The 19,902-nt window shown below is 61.5% G+C and carries 16 protein-coding genes and 1 tRNA gene; 9 read left to right on the plus strand and 8 right to left on the minus strand.

The features are described from left to right. Positions 1-29: 29 nt before the first annotated feature. Positions 30-980 carry a catechol 2,3-dioxygenase gene (locus ABIE49_RS37190; RefSeq protein ID WP_192740405.1) on the plus strand — a complete coding sequence of 317 codons (951 nt, stop codon included), beginning with the start codon at positions 30-32 and terminating at the stop codon, positions 978-980. A 238-nt stretch (positions 981-1,218) separates the two neighbouring features. Here ABIE49_RS37190 and ABIE49_RS37195 read toward each other — a convergent pair. Continuing rightward, positions 1,219-1,292 (minus strand) — tRNA-Gln (locus ABIE49_RS37195). Between the two features lie 200 nt (positions 1,293-1,492). Here ABIE49_RS37195 and ABIE49_RS37200 point away from each other — a divergent pair. Beyond that, a complete protein-coding gene (locus ABIE49_RS37200) occupies positions 1,493-2,236 on the plus strand; it encodes a polyamine aminopropyltransferase (protein WP_192740404.1) in 744 nt (247 codons plus the stop codon). A 15-nt stretch (positions 2,237-2,251) separates the two neighbouring features. Here ABIE49_RS37200 and ABIE49_RS37205 read toward each other — a convergent pair whose 3' ends face one another. From ABIE49_RS37205 to ABIE49_RS37215, 3 genes are all read right to left on the minus strand, one after another. After that, positions 2,252-2,830 (minus strand): invasion associated locus B family protein, encoded by a 579-nt coding sequence (locus ABIE49_RS37205; protein WP_354067172.1) that lies wholly within the window; start codon positions 2,828-2,830, stop codon positions 2,252-2,254. A 121-nt stretch (positions 2,831-2,951) separates the two neighbouring features. Next, positions 2,952-6,098: a multidrug efflux RND transporter permease subunit gene (locus ABIE49_RS37210; protein ID WP_192740403.1), complete on the minus strand. Its 3,147-nt coding sequence runs from the start codon at positions 6,096-6,098 to the stop codon at positions 2,952-2,954. Continuing rightward, the gene (locus tag ABIE49_RS37215) at positions 6,095-7,264 is read right to left on the minus strand and encodes an efflux RND transporter periplasmic adaptor subunit (RefSeq protein ID WP_192740402.1); all 1,170 of its coding nucleotides are present in this window, start codon (positions 7,262-7,264) and stop codon (positions 6,095-6,097) included. Before ABIE49_RS37215 ends, ABIE49_RS37210 begins: the two co-directional genes overlap by 4 nt. Positions 7,265-7,673: 409 nt before the next feature. Here ABIE49_RS37215 and ABIE49_RS37220 point away from each other — a divergent pair, with 409 nt between their 5' ends. From ABIE49_RS37220 to tolA, 6 genes are all read left to right on the plus strand, one after another. Continuing rightward, on the plus strand, positions 7,674-7,913 hold the full coding sequence (locus ABIE49_RS37220) for a hypothetical protein (RefSeq protein ID WP_192740401.1): 240 nt from the start codon (positions 7,674-7,676) through the stop codon (positions 7,911-7,913). A 245-nt stretch (positions 7,914-8,158) separates the two neighbouring features. Next, positions 8,159-10,705, plus strand: a complete 2,547-nt coding sequence (locus ABIE49_RS37225) for a TonB-dependent receptor (RefSeq protein ID WP_192740400.1) — start codon at positions 8,159-8,161, stop codon at positions 10,703-10,705. A gap of 24 nt (positions 10,706-10,729) precedes the next feature. Then, positions 10,730-11,419 carry a Fe2+-dependent dioxygenase gene (locus tag ABIE49_RS37230; protein ID WP_192740399.1) on the plus strand — a complete coding sequence of 230 codons (690 nt, stop codon included), beginning with the start codon at positions 10,730-10,732 and terminating at the stop codon, positions 11,417-11,419. Beyond that, positions 11,416-12,393 (plus strand): tonB-system energizer ExbB, encoded by a 978-nt coding sequence (exbB, locus tag ABIE49_RS37235; protein ID WP_192740398.1) that lies wholly within the window; start codon positions 11,416-11,418, stop codon positions 12,391-12,393. Before ABIE49_RS37230 ends, exbB begins: the two co-directional genes overlap by 4 nt. A gap of 3 nt (positions 12,394-12,396) precedes the next feature. Beyond that, positions 12,397-12,864: a TonB system transport protein ExbD gene (gene exbD, locus ABIE49_RS37240; RefSeq protein WP_192740397.1), complete on the plus strand. Its 468-nt coding sequence runs from the start codon at positions 12,397-12,399 to the stop codon at positions 12,862-12,864. Positions 12,865-12,878: 14 nt separating this feature from the next. Next, on the plus strand, positions 12,879-13,673 hold the full coding sequence (gene tolA / locus ABIE49_RS37245) for a cell envelope integrity protein TolA (RefSeq protein ID WP_192740396.1): 795 nt from the start codon (positions 12,879-12,881) through the stop codon (positions 13,671-13,673). Positions 13,674-14,049: 376 nt separating this feature from the next. On the opposite strand, the gene ABIE49_RS37250 is transcribed toward tolA, so the two are convergent. Then, positions 14,050-15,606: a winged helix-turn-helix domain-containing tetratricopeptide repeat protein gene (locus tag ABIE49_RS37250; RefSeq protein WP_192740395.1), complete on the minus strand. Its 1,557-nt coding sequence runs from the start codon at positions 15,604-15,606 to the stop codon at positions 14,050-14,052. A gap of 155 nt (positions 15,607-15,761) precedes the next feature. Between ABIE49_RS37250 and ABIE49_RS37255 the strand changes: the two genes are divergently transcribed. Further along, entirely contained in the window at positions 15,762-15,983 is a 222-nt protein-coding gene (locus tag ABIE49_RS37255; protein ID WP_192740394.1) for a DUF1127 domain-containing protein, read from the plus strand. 151 nt (positions 15,984-16,134) lie between these two features. Here ABIE49_RS37255 and ABIE49_RS37260 read toward each other — a convergent pair whose 3' ends face one another. The 3 genes from ABIE49_RS37260 to ABIE49_RS37270 all read right to left on the minus strand — a co-directional run bounded on the left by ABIE49_RS37260 (position 16,135) and on the right by ABIE49_RS37270 (position 19,830). Beyond that, positions 16,135-17,088 carry an ABC transporter substrate-binding protein gene (locus tag ABIE49_RS37260; RefSeq protein WP_192740393.1) on the minus strand — a complete coding sequence of 318 codons (954 nt, stop codon included), beginning with the start codon at positions 17,086-17,088 and terminating at the stop codon, positions 16,135-16,137. Positions 17,089-17,331: 243 nt separating this feature from the next. Continuing rightward, the gene (locus tag ABIE49_RS37265; protein WP_192740392.1) at positions 17,332-18,189 is read right to left on the minus strand and encodes a tetratricopeptide repeat protein; all 858 of its coding nucleotides are present in this window, start codon (positions 18,187-18,189) and stop codon (positions 17,332-17,334) included. A 270-nt stretch (positions 18,190-18,459) separates the two neighbouring features. Then, positions 18,460-19,830 carry a transposase gene (locus ABIE49_RS37270; protein WP_354066552.1) on the minus strand — a complete coding sequence of 457 codons (1,371 nt, stop codon included), beginning with the start codon at positions 19,828-19,830 and terminating at the stop codon, positions 18,460-18,462. Positions 19,831-19,902 lie beyond the last annotated feature (72 nt).

Raw genomic sequence — 19,902 nt, forward strand, 5'->3', positions numbered from 1 at the left:
CTTTGCCCACCCTACGGGAGAAATCATCCATGCCATCAGAACCGATCTTCGATCTCGCCCATCTCGGCCATATGGAAATGCTGACGCCGAAGCCGGAGGAGAGCGAAAAATTCTTTGTCGACGTGATGGGGATGACGGTGAGCGGCCGCAAGGGCGAGTCGGTTTACCTGCGCGGCTGGGACGACTACGAGCGCTATTCGCTGAAGCTGACGGCGTCGAAGACTTCAGGGATGGAGCACATGGCGCTGCGCGCGCGCAGCCCGCAGGCGCTGGAGCGACGCGTCACCGCACTGAAAGGATCCGGCTTCGACATCGGCTGGGTCGACGGCGACATGGGGCAGGGGCCGGCGTTCCGTTGCCGCGATCCGGACGGCCATATTGTCGAGCTCTATTACGAGACCGAATGGTACCAGGCGCCGCCCGAACTGAAGCCGGCGCTGAAGAACCAGGCGCAGCGGTTTCCGGCGCGCGGCGTCAATGTGCGCCGGCTCGACCACCTCAATTGCCTCGCGGTCGACATCAAGGCCAACCGGCTGTTCTTCGAAAACTATCTCGGCCTGCGCACCACCGAGCAGATCGTGCTCAACGACGGCACGGAAGCTGCGATGTGGATGACGATGTGCAACAAGAGCTACGATTTTGCCTACACCCGCGATCACTACGGCAAGATGGGCCGCTTCCATCACGTCACCTACGCGCTCGACAGCCGCGAGGAGATATTGCGCGCGGCCGACATCTTCCTGGAGAACGGCATCCACATCGAGACCGGCCCGCACAAGCACGCGATCCAGCAAACCTTCTTCCTCTATGTCTATGAGCCCGGCGGCAACCGCGTCGAGGTCGCCAACGCCGGCGCCCGTCTCATCCTGGCGCCCGACTGGAAGCCGATCGTCTGGACCGAGGAAGAGCGCAAGAAGGGCCAGGCCTGGGGGCTGAAGACGATCGAGTCGTTTCATACCCATGGAACGCCGCCGGTGTGAGGGGCACAGGCAAGCTCAGTTGGGTAGGGCGGGTTCTCTTTAACCCGCCGTTCCATGCGAGATGGCGGGTTAAAGAGAACCCGCCCTACAGGCCAGCCGAGTTGGAAACCGCCGGGGCCATGGGGCAAGTTTGACGTCGTCTATCGCGCAGCCTGGAGAATGGTCCAATACCATCGGCCGCCGCATCCAGAGGGCTCGATTCTACGGCGTTAGCGCTGCTGGGCTTTTTCGAGAAGTCTGGCTGGGGAACTAGGATTCGAACCTAGACAAACAGAGTCAGAGTCTGTTGTGCTACCGTTACACCATTCCCCAAGAATTGCCGAGCGATATCAATGGCTTGATGGCTGGTCGGCAATTGCTGGCAGCCGGATCCGGAGAATCCAGCGAACTGGCGCCCTTCTACTCGCTACCTTGCGCCCTTGGCAAGCGCGCGGGGAAGGCGTTGTTGCATGGGGCCCGGCAAATCCGCCGGTATTTTACGACGCGGCCGGGCCGCAGTCAGGCCTTGGCCAATGAGCCTTTCGTTCGAAGAACTCGACTTCCGCCCGACGCCGATGGGCGTGCTCAGCCTGCGCCGCCGCAGGCGGCCGATGTCCGACGTTGATATTTACGAAATCAAGCTCGGCGACGAGTTTCTGATGTCGAGCCAGTACACGTTGGCCGAGATCGAACTGGCGCGGCTCGGCCTCGCGGCGCTCGATCGCGGGGATCTGGACGTGGTGGTCGGTGGCCTCGGGCTCGGCTACACCGCGCGCGCGGTGCTCGAAAACGCCGGCGTGCGCTCACTGATCGTGGTCGATGCGCTTTCCGAGGTGATCGAATGGCACGAGCAGGGATTGCTGCCGCTCGGCAAGGAACTCACCGGCGATCCGCGCTGCCGCCTGGCCCATGGCGATTTCTTTGCGATGTCGTCCTCGGCCGAAGGGTTCGATGCGGGTTCACAGGGGCGCCGTTTCGATGCCGTGCTGGTCGATATCGATCACTCGCCGCGCAAGCTGCTGCATCCGCGGCACGCCGCGCTGTACGAGCCGGAAGGGCTGGCGCGGCTTGCCGGCCATCTGCAGCCGGGCGGGGTATTCGCGCTGTGGTCGAACGATCCACCTGATGATGCGTTCGAGCGCGTGCTGGCCGGCGCCTTTGCGACCTCGACAACCCATGTCGTGACTTTCGACAATTGGCGCGGGGATCACGATGCCAGCAACACCGTCTATGTGACCGTGAAAGCGGAGTTGCCGCTGCCGGGGGCCGTCGCCTGAGCGATGGACGCGCCGTTACTTGATCTTGTCGTAGGCCGGGGCGAAGTCGGCGAGCGGCATCGGAATGGTGATGCTTTCCTTGGCCATGTTCTGGAACGACACTTTCAGTTGCTTGCCGGATTTCATCGCCGCCAGCATATCCGCCGGGATCGGGCTGTTGGCGTAGCAGCCGCGTTGCTCGCAGGTCTGGATCTGCAGATCCGAAACCTTGCCGTCGTCGACCTGGAGCTTGGCGCCCGCCGGCAGGTTTAATCCGAGCGGCAACTGGATAATGGCCATCGGCTGTCGGTTGTCGCCGGCGACGCGGATGTTGAGCAGCACGATCACCTGACCGGTTTTGGTCAGAACCGCTGATTGTTCGACCGCGCATTCGAGCGGCGCGTCGCGGCTTGGGCTGGAGCAGCGCGCGACCCAGCCGGGAGGGGCGGGGGTGTTGGCCGGCGCTGCATCGGCCTGCGGGGTCGGCGTCGGCGATGGCGTTGCCTGGGCTGAACGCGGCGCTGCCTTGGCCTTGGGTGCCTGCGGCGTCTGGGCGAAGCCGGGCGAGGCAAACGTAACCGCGACGGCGAATGCGAGCGTTGCTGAAATTTTCACTGATACGGCTCCGGAATATGTCGCTCTCGGATGTGCCGTCAGGGGCGCAAAGTCAAGCAACTCGCCCGCCGGATCGCCCGCAGGGTTAAATCACTGGCAATCCATCACGCGCAAAGCCAGTTCACTCGGCGGCTTGCTTGACTGTGCCCTGCTGTTCCGGATCGGCTTCGCGATCGGGATGCGCCGGTCGTCCCCAGCGCGCAAAGGCATTGGAGAGCCGGTCGAGATAGAGATAGATCACCGGCGTCGTGAACAGCGTCAGCGCCTGGCTGACGATGAGGCCACCGACCATGGCATAGCCGAGCGGCTGGCGGATTTCCGATCCGGTGCCGGTGCCGAGCATCAGCGGCACGCCGCCGAGCAGGGCTGCCATCGTCGTCATCATGATCGGGCGGAAACGCAGCAGCGCCGCCCTGCGGATCGCGGCCTCCGGCTCCAGCTGGTCGTCGCGCTCGGCCGAGATCGCAAAATCGACCATCATGATGCCGTTCTTCTTCACGATGCCGATCAGCAGAACGATGCCGATCAGCGCGATCAGGCTGAAATCGAATCCGAACAGCATCAGGATCGCCAGTGCACCGACGCCGGCCGACGGCAGCGTCGACAGGATCGTGATCGGGTGGATGTAGCTTTCATAGAGAATGCCGAGGATCAAATAGACGACCACGAGGGCCGCGAGGATCAACAGCGGCACGGTGCCGAGCGATTGCTGGAAGGCCTGGGCGGTGCCCTGGAAACTCGAGTTGAGCGTCGTCGGCGCGCCGATCTCGACCATCGCCTTCTGGACCGCGTTGGTCGCCTGGCCCAGCGCCACGCCCTGGCCGAGGTTGAAGCTGATCGTGATCGCCGGGAACTGGCCCTGGTGGCTGATCGACAGCGGCCGCACCGGTACGCTGGTCCATTTCGCAAACGTCGACAGCGGCACCTGGTCGCCGGTGGTCGGCGACTTCACATAGATCTTGTTCAGGGTGTCGATGCTGCCCTGCAATTCCGGCAGCACTTCGAGGATCACGTGATAGCTGTTGAGCTGCGTGAAGTATTGCGTCACCTGGCGCTGGCCAAAGGCGTCATACAGCGTGTCGTCGATCAATTGCGGCTGGATGCCGTAGCGCGAGGCGGTGTCGCGATTGATCTTCAGTTCCACCGTGGTGCCGTTGGTCTGCTGGTCGGTCGCGACGTCGCGCAGTTCGGGCAGCGTTTGCATTTTCGCCAGGATCTTCGGCGCCCATTCGTTCAGTTCGGCCAGATTGGCGTCCTGCAGCGTGAATTCGAACTGGGTTCGCGTCGGCCGGCCGCCCAGTCGCACGTCCTGCGCCGCCTGCATATAGAGCCGGGCGCCCTCGACCTTGTCCAGCTTGGGGCGCAGCCGGGCGATGATCTCCTGCGCTGACGCCTTGCGCTCGTTGCGCGGCTTCAGCGTGATGAACATGTTGCCGTTGTTGCCGGCCCTGCCGCTGCCGCCGATGTTCATGGCGATGGTCGCGACATCAGGATCGGCCATCACGATCTTGCCGAGTTCCTCCTGGTGGCGCTTCATGTCGGCGAACGAAATATCCTGGCTGGCCTCGGACGTCGCGGTGATCAGGCCGACGTCCTGTTGCGGGAAGAAGCCTTTCGGGATGATCACGAACAGATAGACCGACAATCCCAGCGTCGCGAAGAAGATCATCAGCGTCGTGAATTTCCAGCGCAGCGCCAGATCGAGCCCGCGCTCATAGGCGCGAAGCATCGCGTCAAACGCGCTTTCGCTCCATTGGTAGAAGCGGCCATGCCTGGTCTCATGATGCGACCTGAGGAAGCGCGAAGCCATCATCGGTGTCAGCGTCAGCGACACGATCATCGATACGAAGATCGTCATCGCCAGCGTGACCGCGAATTCGCGGAACAGCCGGCCGATAATGCCGCCCATCAGCAGCAGCGGGATCAGCACCGCGACCAGCGAGATCGAGATCGAGACGATGGTGAAGCCGATTTCCTTGGCGCCCTTGAAGGCGGCGGCCATCGGTTTCTCGCCTTCCTCGATGTAGCGGGTGATGTTCTCCAGCATCACGATGGCGTCGTCGACGACGAAGCCGACGGCGATGGTGAGCGCCATCAGCGACAGATTGTCGAGCGAATAGCCGAATACCCACATCAGCGCGCAGGCGCCGAGCAAGGCCAGAGGCACCGTGACGGTCGGGATCACGGTGGCCCAGAAGCTGCGCAGGAAGATGAAGATCACCATCACCACCAGCGCGATGGTCAAAAGCAGCGTGAATTGCACGTCCTCGACCGCGGCACGGATGGTCTGGGTGCGGTCGCTGATGACCTCGATCTTGATCGCAGGCGGGATCGCCGCAACCAGCCGCGGCAGCGTCGCTTTGATCTTGTCGACGGTGTCGATGACGTTGGCGCCGGGCTGTTTGAACACGACGAGGAACACGCCGCGTTTGCCGTTGGCCCAGGCCGCCTGCTTGGCGTCTTCCGGGCCGGTGACGGCCTGGCCGATATCGCGAACCCGCAGCGGACCGCCATTGCGAAACGCGATGATGACGTCGTTCCAGTTCTTGGAATCGAGCAGCTGGTCGTTGGCGTAGATGGTGTAGGCGCGGGTGGCGCCGTCGATATTGCCCTTCGGGCTGTCGACGGTGGTGATCGCGATCTGGCTGCGCACATCCTCCATCGACAGGCCCTTGGCGACGAGCTTGGCGGGATCGATCTGGATGCGGATCGCGGGCTTCTGCTGGCCGCCGATGATGACCTGCGCAACACCGGAAATCTGGCTGATCTGCTGGGCGAGCTGGGTGTCGACGGCATCGCTGACTGATGTCAGCGGCAGCGTGTCCGACGTCGCCGACAGCAGCAAGATCGGCGAATCCGCCGGGTTGACCTTGCGATAGGTCGGCGGCGAGGGGAGGTTCTTCGGCAATTGGCCGCCGGCGGCGTTGATCGCAGCCTGCACGTCGTTGGCGGCGCCGTCGATCGAACGGTTGAGATCGAACTGGATGGTGACCGCCGACGTGCCGAGATAGCTGGTCGAGGTCATCTGCGCGATGCCGGGAATTTGCGCGAGCTGGCGCTCCAGCGGCTGCGCCACCGACGAGGCCATGGTCTCCGGACTGCCGCCCGGCAGGCTGGCGGAGACCTGGATGGTCGGAAAATCGACCTGCGGCAACGGGGCCACCGGCAGCAGCGGATAGGCGACGAGGCCGATGAACAGGATGCCGGCCATCATCAGCGAGGTGCCGATGGGATAGCGAATGAAGGGTGCCGAGATTCCGCCGCTCATTTTCGGCCGACCTTGGCCGGCACCGGGTCCGAACTTGCGACCGCGGTCGAAACCAGCGTGCCCGGCTGAACCTTGTATTGGCCCGCCGTGATCACCTGCTCGCCGGGCGACAATCCCTCATCGATCACGGAGCGCCCGTCGAACGACCGCGTCACCTTGATCTTGCGCAGTGCGGCCTTGTTGTCCTGGTCGACCGTGAAGGCGTAGAGGCCGTCGGGCCCGTGCTGAACCGCATCGTCGGGCACCACGGTGGCGTCCTTCAGCGTCGCAATCAAAAGACGGGTCGAAACCGACTGGCCCGGCCACAGCGCATGGTCCTTGTTGTCGAACAGCGCCTTGAGCCGGATCGTGCCGCTCGTGGTGTCGACCTGGTTGTTGATCAGCGCCAGCGTTCCCGTCGACAGCACCCGCTTGCCGTCGGTCGACAGCGCGATCGTCTCCGGCGGCGCCACCGCAAGTGCAGCCTTGATATCAGGCAGTTGATCTTCGGGGGCCGTGAAGATCACGGCGATCGGTTCGATCTGCGCGATGGTCACAATGCCGGTCTGGGTTGCGGCATTGACGATGTTGCCGACGTCGACCTGGCGCAGGCCCGCGACCCCGGAGATCGGCGACTTGATGGTGGCGTAGTCGAGCTGGGTTTGCGCATTGAAAATGGCCGCGGCGTCGGCCTCGATCTGCGCCGTCAGCTGCGCGACGGTGGAGCGCTGGGTATCGGTTTGCTGCCGGGTTGCGAATTCGCCGAGCTTGGTAAAGCGCTGCAAATCGAGACTGGCGTTGGCGAGATTGGCTTCGTCCTGGGCTTTCTTGGCCTTGGCCTGATCGAGCGTCGCCTGGAACGGCCGCGGATCGATCTCGACCAGCGTATCGCCCTGCTTGACGAACTGACCTTCCTGGAAGGCGATCCGGTTGATCTGGCCATCGACGCGGGTGCGGACCAGGACAGTATTAAAGCCTTGCACCGTGCCAAGGCCGGTCAGATAGACCGGGAAATCGGCCTTCTCGACGGCGGCGGTCTTGACGGCGACGCGGGCCGGTGCGCGCTGTTGGGAACTGGCAGCCTGCGCGGCGTGGTCTTCGCCATGGAATCGCTGCCAGCCGAAATAGCCGAGCCCGGCCATTGCACCGATCAGCAATAACAGACGGATCGCGCGCGATTTGGACATGCAGGCTTCTTGGGTTCGGGAGGGTATTCAAAGCGTTCCCAGCGAAGTCCGGTGTAGTATGCGCGCCGTTTGGGTGTAAACACACTAAGACTTGAAGAATCCTAAACAATTGGAAAGGTTTGATCGCCTCGCAGCTTGATGCAGCTTGATCAAGAATGTTGCTTCGCAATGCCTGCCGATTGCGCAACTCGCCGGGCGTTCGCCCGCCGCATCGCGGTGAATGCATCGAGCGTCGTGGCGAGACGAGTTTTGTTGAAGCCGGACACCATCGCCTCAACGCCTCGCGCGACGCGATCGACGGCCCGTCGAGCTCCCGCACTTTTTTGGTCGCGTCATTTTCGAAGTGGTTGAAACACGACTCGATGTCGTCCATAGCGCGCGAGCAACGTTGCGACACCGGGAGCAAGTGATGGATGAGTTGAACGGACGCATGATGGCCTGCGAGATCCTGGTCACGGGATTGATCGCGCGCGTCGCCAACAGCTCGCCCGATCCGTTGCGGTTTCTCACCGACTTCCGCGACGAAATCAAAGCGGTGGTCAAGGGCGTCAACATCGCCGGGATGGAAAACACCGAGCGGGTACGACAGGTCGCGCAGGCGAAGGTCGATGAGTTGTTTTCGCTGATGAAGCCGCCGAGTTCGGATTGATCAAAGCCGGAATCTCAGAAAGCCCTGTGTCCCAGCTATTTCTTGCAACAATTTAGAACGTTTCAAATCTAAGTTTAGAACGCTTTCAAACTGTAGTTTAGAATCTCTTTTAACTGGTGCGATTCATTTCTCTGTGTTGCTCCAATCACATTGACCCGAGTTCCCCCGCTCGATAGCACCCGCAATGGGACGGATTGTCGCGCGACAAAAAGCGCGACATCCAAGGTTTCATTCAGGGGCGCGTCATGAACAAAGCAAAAGCACCGAAATCGCTGCGTTTCGGCGCGGCGATCAACTCGGCCAATCAAGCCATTGAAAACAATTCCGGCAAGACGGTCACGGCGGTCGCGGGTCTGATCGCCGTTGCGTCGTTCTCCGGCGCCGAAGCCCAGCAATCCAGCCTCCCGCCGGTGACGGTCGATGCCCCGGTCGCTCGCCCGCGTCCTGCTGCTGCGAAACCTTCGGCGGACCAACTCCGTGCCCGCTCGGCACTGCGGCGCGCGGCGCGCCGCGCGCAGCCCACGGCGGCCGCGGCGGTGCCGTTCCCCAATGCCGGTGGCTTGCGCGCGGACCGCAATCCCTATGCAAATCCGGATGCGCCCTACATGGCCACCCGGGTGCAGGCGTCAGGCAAGTTTCCCGAGCCGATCCTCAATACGCCAAAGACGATCACAGTGCTGACAAAGGAAGTGCTGGAAGACAAGAACGCCACCACGCTCAAGCAGGCGATCCTGAGCACCGCAGGCGTGACGCTGGGCACGGGCGAGGGCGGCAACGCCTTCGGCGATCGCTTCTTCATCCGCGGCTTCGACGCCCGCAACGACATATTCATCGACGGCGTGCGCGACTCCGGCGTCAGTGTCCGCGAGAATTTCTTCACCGAGCAGGTCGAGATTCTCCGCGGACCCGGTTCGTCCTTTGCCGGCCGCGGTACGACCGGCGGCGCGATCAACATCGTGACCAAGCAGGCGACCACTGAGAAAAGCTTCTACAACATGGACACCACGTTCGGCACCGACCACGCCAAGCGGGTGACGCTCGACCTCAACCAGGTGATCAGCCCGACATTGGCCCTTCGTGCTGGCGGGCTGTTCCAGGACGCGGACGTCGCCGGCCGCAGCTATGTCACCGATAACCGCAATGGCGGTTTTGTCGCGGCAACCTGGAAGCCGGTCGATGCGGTGAAGATCACCGGCAACTATATCCATACCGAGCTGACCGGTATCCCCGATTTCGGCGTGCCTTACTACCGGCCGAGCACGGCCACCACGGCCGGCGGTCCGTTCACGGATTTCGGCGTCAATCGCAACAACTGGTACGGAGCGATCAACCGCGACTTCTACAGGACCGGCCAGGACATCGGCACGATCAACGCCGAGGTTCAGATCACGCCCGACCTGATGATCAGTAACAAGTTCCGCGCGTCTAGCTCGACCCAGAATTACATCGGAACGCTGCCGGAATCGCCAGTACTAGCCAACCCGCTCTCGGCTTCGACGCTGACGTCCAACCCGCAGAGCCGTTTTCAGATCACCGACGTGCTCGCCAACCAGACGGAAGCGATCTACAAATTCCAGGATGCGGTCGGGTTCAAACATACTGTGCTGGCGGGTATTGAAGTCGCTCGTGAGAGAACGTCGATCGACAAGTATTTGGGGCTTACCTCGGAGGCAAACGGAATTCCTGTAAGCCCGTCTGGCTCGCCAACGAACACCAGCGTCTTCTATCCTCAAAACACGAATTTGCCTCACGGAATCCCGTCGCTTTCGGGATTCCCGACAAAGGTCGGAATCGACACCACGAGCGGATATGTCATGGATTCCGCCAATTACCGCGACCTCGTGATCGTCAACGGTGGTTTCCGCTACGATGACTACAGCATCAAGACGTCAGGATACGGGGCAAACAATGCCTTCGGCCAGCAGTCGGCGGATTTCCAGATTCCCAACTTCAACCTCGGTCTCACGCTGAAGCCGTTGCCGAACGGCAGCGTCTATGTGGCTTACGCGACCTCGGCGAACCCTGTCGGCGCCGAATTCGACGGCACCAGCACGGCCTATGGCGGCATCAATCCGGTCCTGCCCGGTGGCAACACCCAGATCTTCGGGCCGGAAAAGAACAAGGCCTTCGAAGTCGGAACCAAATGGGAGCTGTTCGATCGCCGCCTGCTGGTGACCGCGGCGCTGTTCCAGACCGAGAAGGAAAACGCTCGCGAAGCGCAGAATGTGAGCAGCTCCAGCGCTGCGACCGCGCTTGGGTGTGTCTACCCGACCGGTACGACGGGTAACATTTCCTGTATCACGGCCGGTGCCTCTTACCGCATCCGCGGCATCGATCTTGGGGTGGGCGGCAAGATCACCGACAAGTGGAGTGTGTTCGGCGGGCTCGTGCTGATGCAGTCGGAGGTCACGAAGTCGCTGGCGCCGTCGCCCAACACGGTGCTGTTCCCCACCAACGTCGGACTGAAGCTTGCCAACGTCGCGCACCAGTCCTTCAGCCTGCTGACCAAATACCAGCTCACGGACGTCTGGGAGGTCGGCGGACAGGCGGTGTACCGCTCGGAGATTTACGGCGGCACCTTGCTGTCCGCCAACCAGGGCACGTCGATCCCGAGCTACTGGCGTTTCGACACCTTTGCCGAAGCGAAGATCAACCAGAACTGGAAGGTCAAACTGTTCGTCAACAACATCTTCGACAAGCGCTACTACGACGCGCTGTACCAGAGCGCGGCGCCGTTCGTGCTGGAAGCGCCTGGCCGCGCGGCCTATCTGGTACTTTCGGCACGGTTCTAGACAAATTCTAAGGATGCAGGTGGCATGCTGATCTGCATCCCCGCGGTGCTTGATAAGGCTGATGTGGCGGAGTTCCGCCGCATTATGGATGAGAGCGCGTGGGAGGACGGTCGTTCCACCGCCGGCGCGCAGTCCGCGTTGGTCAAGCGCAACGAGCAATTGCCGCCGGACAGCGAGGTCGCCCGCAAGCTCGGCCATCGCGTGTTGTCGGCGCTGACGGCGAGCCCGAGATTCATCTCGGCGGCGATCCCGCTGCAGATCTTTCCGCCGCTGTTCAACCGCTACACCGCCTCCGACGGGCATCATTTCGGTATCCATGTCGACAACGCGGTGCGGGGCGACACCCTGACCGGCTTGCGGATCCGGACCGACCTGTCGGTTACGTTGTTTTTGTCGGAACCGGACGAGTATGATGGCGGCGAACTGGTGGTCGAGGACCGCTATGGCTCCCAGGAAATCAAGCTCCCGGCCGGGGACATGGTTCTTTATCCTGCTTCTAGTTTGCATCTGGTGACGCCGGTCACACGAGGTATGCGTGTCGCATCTTTTTTCTGGCTGCAGAGCATGGTACGGGATGCTCACGCCCGCAGCCTGATCTTCGATCTCGATACCGCGATCCAGGCCTTGGTAGAGCGACTTGGGCGGGATGACCCTGAAACGGTCAAATTGACCGGTATCTATCACAACCTAATCCGCTACTGGGCCGAAGTATGAATTCCATAGTTGCTCGAACCACCCTTGCTGTAGTCGCGGCGTTGGCGATGCTTTCGTCGACCGTGCCTTCGTCGGCCCAGCAGAAGATGGCGCCTGCAGCGTCGCCCGCGCCTGTGGTTCAGCAAGCTCCCGCGGCGGGGCAGTCGGCCGCACAACCTCCGGCCGTTCAGGCTCCCGCGCCGTCGGCGGCCGCAGCGCCGACTGCGGCATCCCCGGCGGCAGAAGCCACCGCGGCGCCGGCCGAGCGTGACAAGCTGCTGAAGGCCGCCGCTGCGGAGCTCCGCGAATTGTCGCCGTGGTCGATGTTCAAGTCGGCGGACGTGCTGGTCAAGGCCGTCATGATCGGTCTCGCCTTTGCTTCGCTGCTGACCTGGACCATCTTCATCGCCAAGATGATCGAGATGACCGTCATTCAGCGCAAGCTGCGCAATGCGCTCAAGAAGATCAGCGACTCCCGCTCGCTTGCAGAAGCGCAATTCGCGCTGGGCGCGAAGGGTAACGTGCTGTCGTCGTTGCTCGCGGCCGCGATGCGCGAAGCGCGCCTGTCGGCGGGTATCTCGAGCGACGCCGGCATCAAGGAGCGCGCGGCGTCGAGCTTTGCCGAGATCGTGCGCGCCGAGGCGCGGCGGATCCGGCTCGGCATGGGCCTGCTCGCCACCATCGGTGCAACATCGCCCTTCGTCGGACTGTTCGGCACGGTCTGGGGCATCATGAACAGCTTCATCGGCATCTCGAAATCGCAGACGACCAATCTGGCCGTGGTGGCGCCCGGTATCGCCGAAGCGCTGCTGGCGACCGCGATCGGTCTCGTCGCCGCGATCCCCGCCGTCATCATCTACAATCACTTTTCGCGCGTGACCAAGGGCTACCTGGAACTGGTCGGCCGTGCGTCGGGCGCCGCAGGACGGCTGCTGTCGCGCGATCTCGATCGTACCCATGTCGGCGGTTCGCATTCCCGCGCGGCGGCGGAGTAGGCGATGGGCGCTTCGATCGCAGACAGCGACGACGACGACGGCGATTTTGCGGAATCGCACGAAATCAACGTCACGCCGTTCATCGACGTCATGCTCGTCCTCCTGATCATCTTCATGGTGGCGGCGCCGCTGTCGACCGTCGATCTTCCAATCGACCTGCCGACATCGACGGCGACCCCGCAGAAGAAACCGGACAAGCCGACTTACGTCAGCATCAAGCCGGATCTGGCGGTCGCGATCGGCGAGAACCTGGTCAAGCGGGTCGATCTGGTGCGCTCGCTCGACGCGATGCCGGATATGAGCAAGGATAAGTATGTGTTCCTGCGCGCCGATCGCGCAGTGCCCTATGGCGAGTTGATGGACGTGCTGGAGATCCTGCGCGCCGGCGGTTATTCCAAGCTCAAGCTGGTGACGCTCGAAGGCGTTCCGGACGCGTCGGCGGTGCCGGCGCCGACCGAAACGAAGCCCTGAACGGCTGATTTGTGATGACTGACCTCGACGAACAGAACACGTCCCGGCGGCTCTGGATTTTCGCAGGCGTCTGCGCGCTCGCGCTGCACATCGGCGGCGCGGCGCTGGCGATCTCGCATTTGCAGTCCGAAGAGGCCGACGACGCGCTCGGCGCGACCGCGATCGAGATCGGGCTCGAAATGGCCTCGGTCCACCGCGAGGCGACCGACCTGCCGCCGGGCCCGGATACGGATGCGTCGACGGCGTCGCCCCAACTCGCCGAGCAGAAGGCCGAGGTCAAGGAAACCGAACTGCCGCAGGACAAGCCAACCGAACCCGAAGAAGCGGACCGGGTGGTGACGGAGACCGAGTCGAAAAAGCCGAAGGAAGACGATCCGAAGATCGCGGCGGTGCAGACCGCAGCCTCGACGGAGTCCGTTGCGTCGGAAGCGACCGCCACCCCCAGTTCCGAGGCGATCCCGGAGGGGCCGCGCTCGATCGCACCGGCCATCGGCAGCGGCGAGACCGCGCGCCGCGTGCGTGCGACCTGGCAGAAGGAACTGAGCGCGCATCTCGACAAGCACAAGAAATATCCAAAGGATCGCTCGCAACAGGCCGCCGAAATCGCTGTTCGTTTCACGCTGGACCGGATGGGACGCGTGCTTTCGGTCAGCATCGAAAAAGGATCCGGCGACGCCGCGTTCGACGAGGCCGCACTCTCAATGGTGCGGCGCTCCGATCCCGTGCCGGCGCCGCCGCCATTGATCGCGGACGAGGGGTTGAGCTTTACCGTGCCGGTGATCTTCCGCGTCAAATCGAAGAAGGGCTGAGCGGGGTAGCGCTGCCGACGACACGAGCAAGTTGGGCCACGCGGACTCATGTGTTCCAAGGTGGATACGTAAACTGTTCGAGGCGTGACGGCGGGCTTTCGACGCGCGGGACCTCGATGCGATGCGGGCGCGCGCGAGCTATTGACGCTGTTGCGATAGTCGAACCGCTTGTTAAGCAACGATGTCCGCTAATGCGGCTATCTCGGACTTGCGCTAACGATGCCGCGGCTTCCGCAAAGTGCCAAACTCAGACAGTCGCACGTGCAACCCCCTTTGCTCCTAGTCCTACAAAAGTGCCCGCGGCGGAAGTGTTGGTCGCGCCTGCTCGGTCAATCGCTGATGGGCCTAAGGTAACCGTCGAACGATCATGACGGCGTCACTCTGGAAGTCCCGCTTTGCGTAGGCCCTCGAAATAACTCTGAGGCCATTTACCACTACGAGATAAGAGATCGGATATTCGAAACCCGGGTTCAATCTCAAGTATCTGAACCACGATTCTCTTGGCTTCTGCATCTCGCCCAAGGTGCGCCAAAGCAGCCGCGAGGCATCGATTGGCCAACCCGAAAGTTTTGTTCTTGCGAAGGGCTTTCGTGGCCGCGGCGACCGCCTCCTCGAAGCGGCGAAGATCGATGAATGCTACACCGAGCATTGAATACGTTACGAAAAGCGTGGGATCGAGCGGATTCAGCCGTATGCTGCGTTCAAAGCTCCCTACCGCCTCTTGGGCCTGCCCTATATAGACGCAGGTCACGCCTCTAAAACCCCACGCCGTGGCTGAGTTTGGATTAAGCGCCACAGCTTGGTTCACCAGATCTATCGCAGCGTCGAAATCACCCGATACATACGCCTTTGCGAGCCCGACACAGGCCAGCGTATCGGCATCATGCTCGTCGATACTAAGCACTAGCTGGGCAAGCCGCGCCGCCTCCTTAACGTCCGACTGCGGATCAATAGCCCATCTTTGCATGAGGTTGATGGTGTGACAGACGGTGGCCAACGACGCCGCGCGGCTGTAACGCGGATCAATCTCCAATGCACGATAGAGCAGCCGAAGGGCTTCCGCCACCTCTTCACGGTTCATCGCATGATAGTGGGCTGTTGCCCGAAGATACAGGTCGTAGGCGCTGACGCTGTTCGGACGCCGCGCAGCTAGATCGATTTCAGCTTGCAGCAATTTCGGGTGAATGGCTGCGATAACATTCACCGTTATCTCGTCCTGCAATGCAAAAATGTCGCTCAAATCTCCGTCAAATCGATCTGCCCAAAGATGCGCCCCGGTGGTCGCATCGATCAATTGGCAGGCGATGCGAATTTTTTCCGCGGACTTGCGCACGCTACCTTCCAACACGTAGCGGACGCCAAGCTCGCGCCCGACCTGTTTGATATCGACGGCATGGCCTTTGTAGGTGAAGCTTGAATGGCGGGCGATGACGAACAGCGATCTAAACCACGAGAGGGCTGTGGTGATGTCGTCGACGATGCCGTCCGCGAGATATTCCTGTTCCACATCGCCGCTCATGTTCTCAAACGGTAGCACGGCGATGGAGGGCTTATCGGGGAGCGCAAGAGTCGGTTTCGGCGGACTTTCAGGGGGGCCGGCGACTGCGGCGCTCGCAGAGCCGTGGGTTTCCTGAACCGGTCCGACGAAACGGAAGCCCTTACGTGGTAGTGTTTTTATCAGGCGCTGTTCTTCGCCGGAATCGCCGATCGCAGTGCGGGCGGCATTCAGGCGGGTCGTGAGTGCCGTTTCAGACACGATACGCCCCCTCCAGATGGCCTCGATCAGGTCGTCCTTGCTGACGACGTGCTCCCGGTTGCGGATCAAGTAGTCCAGCAAGTCGAAGACCTGAGGCGGGATATTAACCGGTTCAGCGCCGCGACGCAGCTCGCGGCGGTCGGTATCGAAAGAGCAGTTTTCGAAGAGGTAGCGCAAGCTGCCATTCCCCCGAGCAACTTCCGGATACCGGGGTCCAGCGCGCCGGCAAGGCAAAGAATAAGCTGCCGGTGACGAAAATGTAAGGAGCAAGTAAAGCGCGCTCGCCGATGCCTTGGCATCCTCTGGGGACATAACATCCAGGAGATACCGCCATGAGCACGATAACAGTATCGGGACAGCCCGCCGCCTCGACCCGGCAAGTCCCCGGCTTCATCAGGCGATGCCGGAATGCGCTTCAGGAGCGACGCAAACGCGAGAAGGTGCGGGCCGCGTTGTACGGCCTGAATGGCCGCGACCTGGAAGATATCGGCATTGCCCATGGCGATATCGAGTACGTGGCCACGCACCCAGACATCGACCCACGAGGCATCTGATCCGCCGAATGAAACGCCCATTATTTGGCACAGGGTGGACGGCCGGAATTGCCGATCGCCCGGAGGTCGACTTCTGCTTTGGGTCAAAAAGCGGACTTTGCGACGGAGCGCCGGACATGTCCGCTAAGGGGCCAGGCAGCGTCGCAGTGCCTTACTCGATCACCTCGTCGGCGCGGGAAAGGAAAGTTTCTGAAACATTCAGGCCGAGAGCCTTGGCTGATTTGAGGTTGATGATGAGATCGAACTTCACCGGTTGCTGAATAGGCATGTCAGCTGGCGTTGCTCCGCGTAAGATCTTGTCGGTAAATTCCGCCGCCCGTGCGAAAAGGTCGACGAAGTTCGCTCCGTACGAAATCAGACCGCCTGCGTCCACGAATTCTCTAAAACCAAAGATTGTTGGAATCTTTGCGGCGGTGGCCGCTTTGATGATTCTAGACTTATTGGCATTTGTAAGCGGCTCACTGTACACATAAAGCGCGTCAGTTTGGCCGATGAGTGTTGCCATCGCTGCGTCAATATCGTCGGCTGTTTGGATTTCCACTATGTTGGCTTCTATATTCAGTTTGGCACATGCCGCCCGAATGCCAATCACCTCTTGCGTAACACCTGAGTAATTGGTGTTAAATAGTGCAGTGAAGTGCCGGACACTTGGAATGATGTCCCTTACCAACTCAAGACGTTTGCTGCTGAGTTCACGGGGTTGGATGGAAAGTCCCGTCACATTGCCGCCAGGCCGGGCCAAGCTCTCGACGATTCCGTTGGCGACCGCATCGCCGTACGCAGCGAATACAATCGGAATGCTTGACGTCGCCTGCTTTGCAGCCACGACGCCGTATGCCGACGTAACGATCACGTCAACCTTCCGCTGAACGAATTCTGCCGCGAACTCGGTGGTTTGTCGAACATCTCCCGCCGCCCAGCGATACTCGATCTTCACATTGCGCCCATCCGTCCAGCCAAGCTTAGACAGTCGCTCCACGAATGCCGCCACCCACGCCCCATGAGAAGCTTGTGTTCCTGCCACGAGGAAACCGACAATCGGTGTTTTCGCTGTTCGTTGGCCGTAAGCCATAGACGTGGAGACGAGGGCAGCAGTGCCCGTCAACAGTATGAACTCCCGTCGTCTCATGCCATCACCAGCATCCGGGGCTACGCCGGTGGATCAAACCATGCGAGATGCTCTTCAGCCAGTACTTATTCGGCGTAAGTTTCATCTCGGGGTGTCCGAAACGGGTCATTTTCGGAAGTCAGCGCTTCGTTGACGAGGTCCGCTCTTCCCCCCGCAAACGGACATCGTCCGCATCAGCCGCGGCTTCCGGAAAGTGCCGCTTCTAGACGTCAAGCCATCTCAGCGCCGTCCCGTCATCTTGCTCAATTCTTTCGATACGCGCTTCACAGCCTTCGGGCCGTCTGGATCGGCCGGAGCGAGTTGAGAGTGCATCTTGAAGTCAGCCAATGCCGCTTGCAGACTGCGTTTCTTCTCCCACGCCATGCCGCGGTTGTAATAGGCTTTGGCAATTTTCGGATCGAGCCGGATCGCCTGGTCAAAATCCGCGATGGCCCGGTCGAGGTCGCCCTTGTTGCCCCAGGCGCTGCCGCGGTTGACGTAGGCGCTCCCATATTTCGGATTGAGCTCGATCGCCTGGTTATAGTCCGCGATGGCCCGGTCGTATTTGCCCCCGGCGCTCCAGGCGCTGCCGCGGCCGTAGTACGCTTCAGCATCTTTCGGATCGATCTCGATCGCCCGGTTGAAGTCCGCGATGGCCCGGTCGAGGTTGCCCTTGGAACCCAAGGCGCTGCCGCGGTTGACGTAGGCGACCCCGTATTTCGGATTGAGCTGGATCGCCTGATTATAGTCCGCGATGGCCCGGTCGAAGTCGCCCTTGTGGAACCAAATGTTGCCGCGGTTGCTGTACGCAGCCGGATACGTCGGATCGATCCGCATCGACTCGTTGTAGTCAGCCACTGCGCGGTTGGGATCGCCCTGTGCCTGGTACGCCCCGCCGCGACGCGTATACAGCCGCGCGAGGTTTCGCCCGGTGTATTGGTGCGAGTCGATGGCGCGCGAGCACTCTGTGACCGCGAGGTCATCTGACAGTTTTACGCAGAAATCCAACTCGTCTGCGGCTGCCACTCTCGGCAACCCGGCGAGAACCACCACGGCCATGCATGCCAGCAACCGGCATGTTGAGAAGCGCATCTGCATCGCACGTGGTCTCCGCACGTTGGTCGGAGCAGCCGGAACAACCGACCGCCATTCTCTGGACGTTCATTTGCTTAGTCGGGGTCGCAGAACAAATGGTTCATCTTCCGGTCTACCCCAGTTAGCAGACATCGTGAGAACCGACCGTCACGTCTCAAATGTGCCGATTTTGTTGCAAAAGTCGGCTGTGACCGATGATGTCGTTCGGCCATTTGACTTCGGGCGACGGGGTTTGGTCCCTCGACCCTGACACTCTCTACGCAACTATTACGCTTACGCAATACAGAGAGCCCGAGCGGGTGGCGGTCGCGCAACCAGCGATGCGAGCCGCCGCAGGTTCTGGGCGATGGCAGCCAGAACGAACTCATCCTGGGCGCCTCGTGGACCGCGCAGTCGAAGGCGGCCGAGCTTCAGGATGCGCTTGAGGTGCGCAAACCGCATCTCGATCTTCTTGCGCTCACGGCGTGACTGCTCGAAGGCTTCAGTCTCCGCAAGCGAACGGGCAACGTCTCGGGCGTGTTCATGGATGTCGCGCGGGATCTTGCGCGATGGGTCTTTCGGACAGCATTGCGGTTTGAGCGGACATACATCGCAGTCGAGTTTGCTGGCGCGATATAGAAGTGTCTTGCCCTCGTGCACGGTGCCGCTCGTTCCGAGCTGCTTCCCGCCCGGGCAGTGGTAGACGTCGCTGGTCGGATCATATCGAAAGTCGCTGCGCGAGAGGGTGCCGTCATCTCTCTTCGACTTGTCGAACACGGGGATATGTGGCGCGATGCCTTTCTCCTCGACCAGCCAGTTCAGCATCGGAGCTGCCCCGTAAGCGGTATCTCCGACAAGCCGTTCCGGCTTAAGGCCGAAGCGTTCCTCTGTTCGCTCGATCATGGTCTTTGCCGCGCCGACCTCGGCCTGTCGAATGGAGCGGGAGGCCTCGACGTCAACGATCACGCCGAACTTCACGTCGATGAGATAGTTGTCGGAGTAAGCGAAGAATGCCGGCCCCTTGTGCGCCCCGGTCCACTGGGCCGCGGGATCGGACGGCGAGACGAACTTTGGCACAACGTCGCTGGCGGCGCCCCACGCCGTATCGTCGAGGGTCGCCAGATACTCCTTCACAGCGCGGCTTGATCTCGCCGGATCACGATCCCTGCGCCAATCCTGACCTGCGATTGAGCGCTGCTTGTTGGCATCGGCTTGGATCAGGCTCGCATCGACGGCGAAGCCTTCGCCGCCAACCAGACCGGCCGCAATGCACGCCTCGACGACCCGCTCGAACACCCGGCGAAAAATATCCCCCTCGCGAAAACGCTCGTTCCGGGCACGCGAAAACGCCGAATGATCCGGGACAGCATCCTCGATACCGAGCTTGCAGAACCAGCGATAGGCCAGGTTCACCTGCACTTCACGACAGATCAATCGCTCCGAGCGGATCGCAAACACATACCCCACCACCAGCATCCGGATCATCAGTTCCGGGTCGATCGATGGACGACCCATCGACGAATAATGAGGCGCAAGCTCGCTGCGAAGCCACGACAGATCGAGCGCAGTGTCGATCTTCCGCACCAGATGATCTTCGGGGACCGCATCGCCAAGACGAAACTCGTAGAACAGTTGACCTTGGTCACTCTGCAGACGGCCCATCATGGATCGACCTCACCGAGAATCGCGTAACCTCAACGGAATCACGCTTCGCGGCCTGTCTCAACTGACTTTTGC

The sequence above is a fragment of the Bradyrhizobium sp. OAE829 genome (assembly GCF_040546575.1).
GTDB lineage: Bacteria > Pseudomonadota > Alphaproteobacteria > Rhizobiales > Xanthobacteraceae > Bradyrhizobium.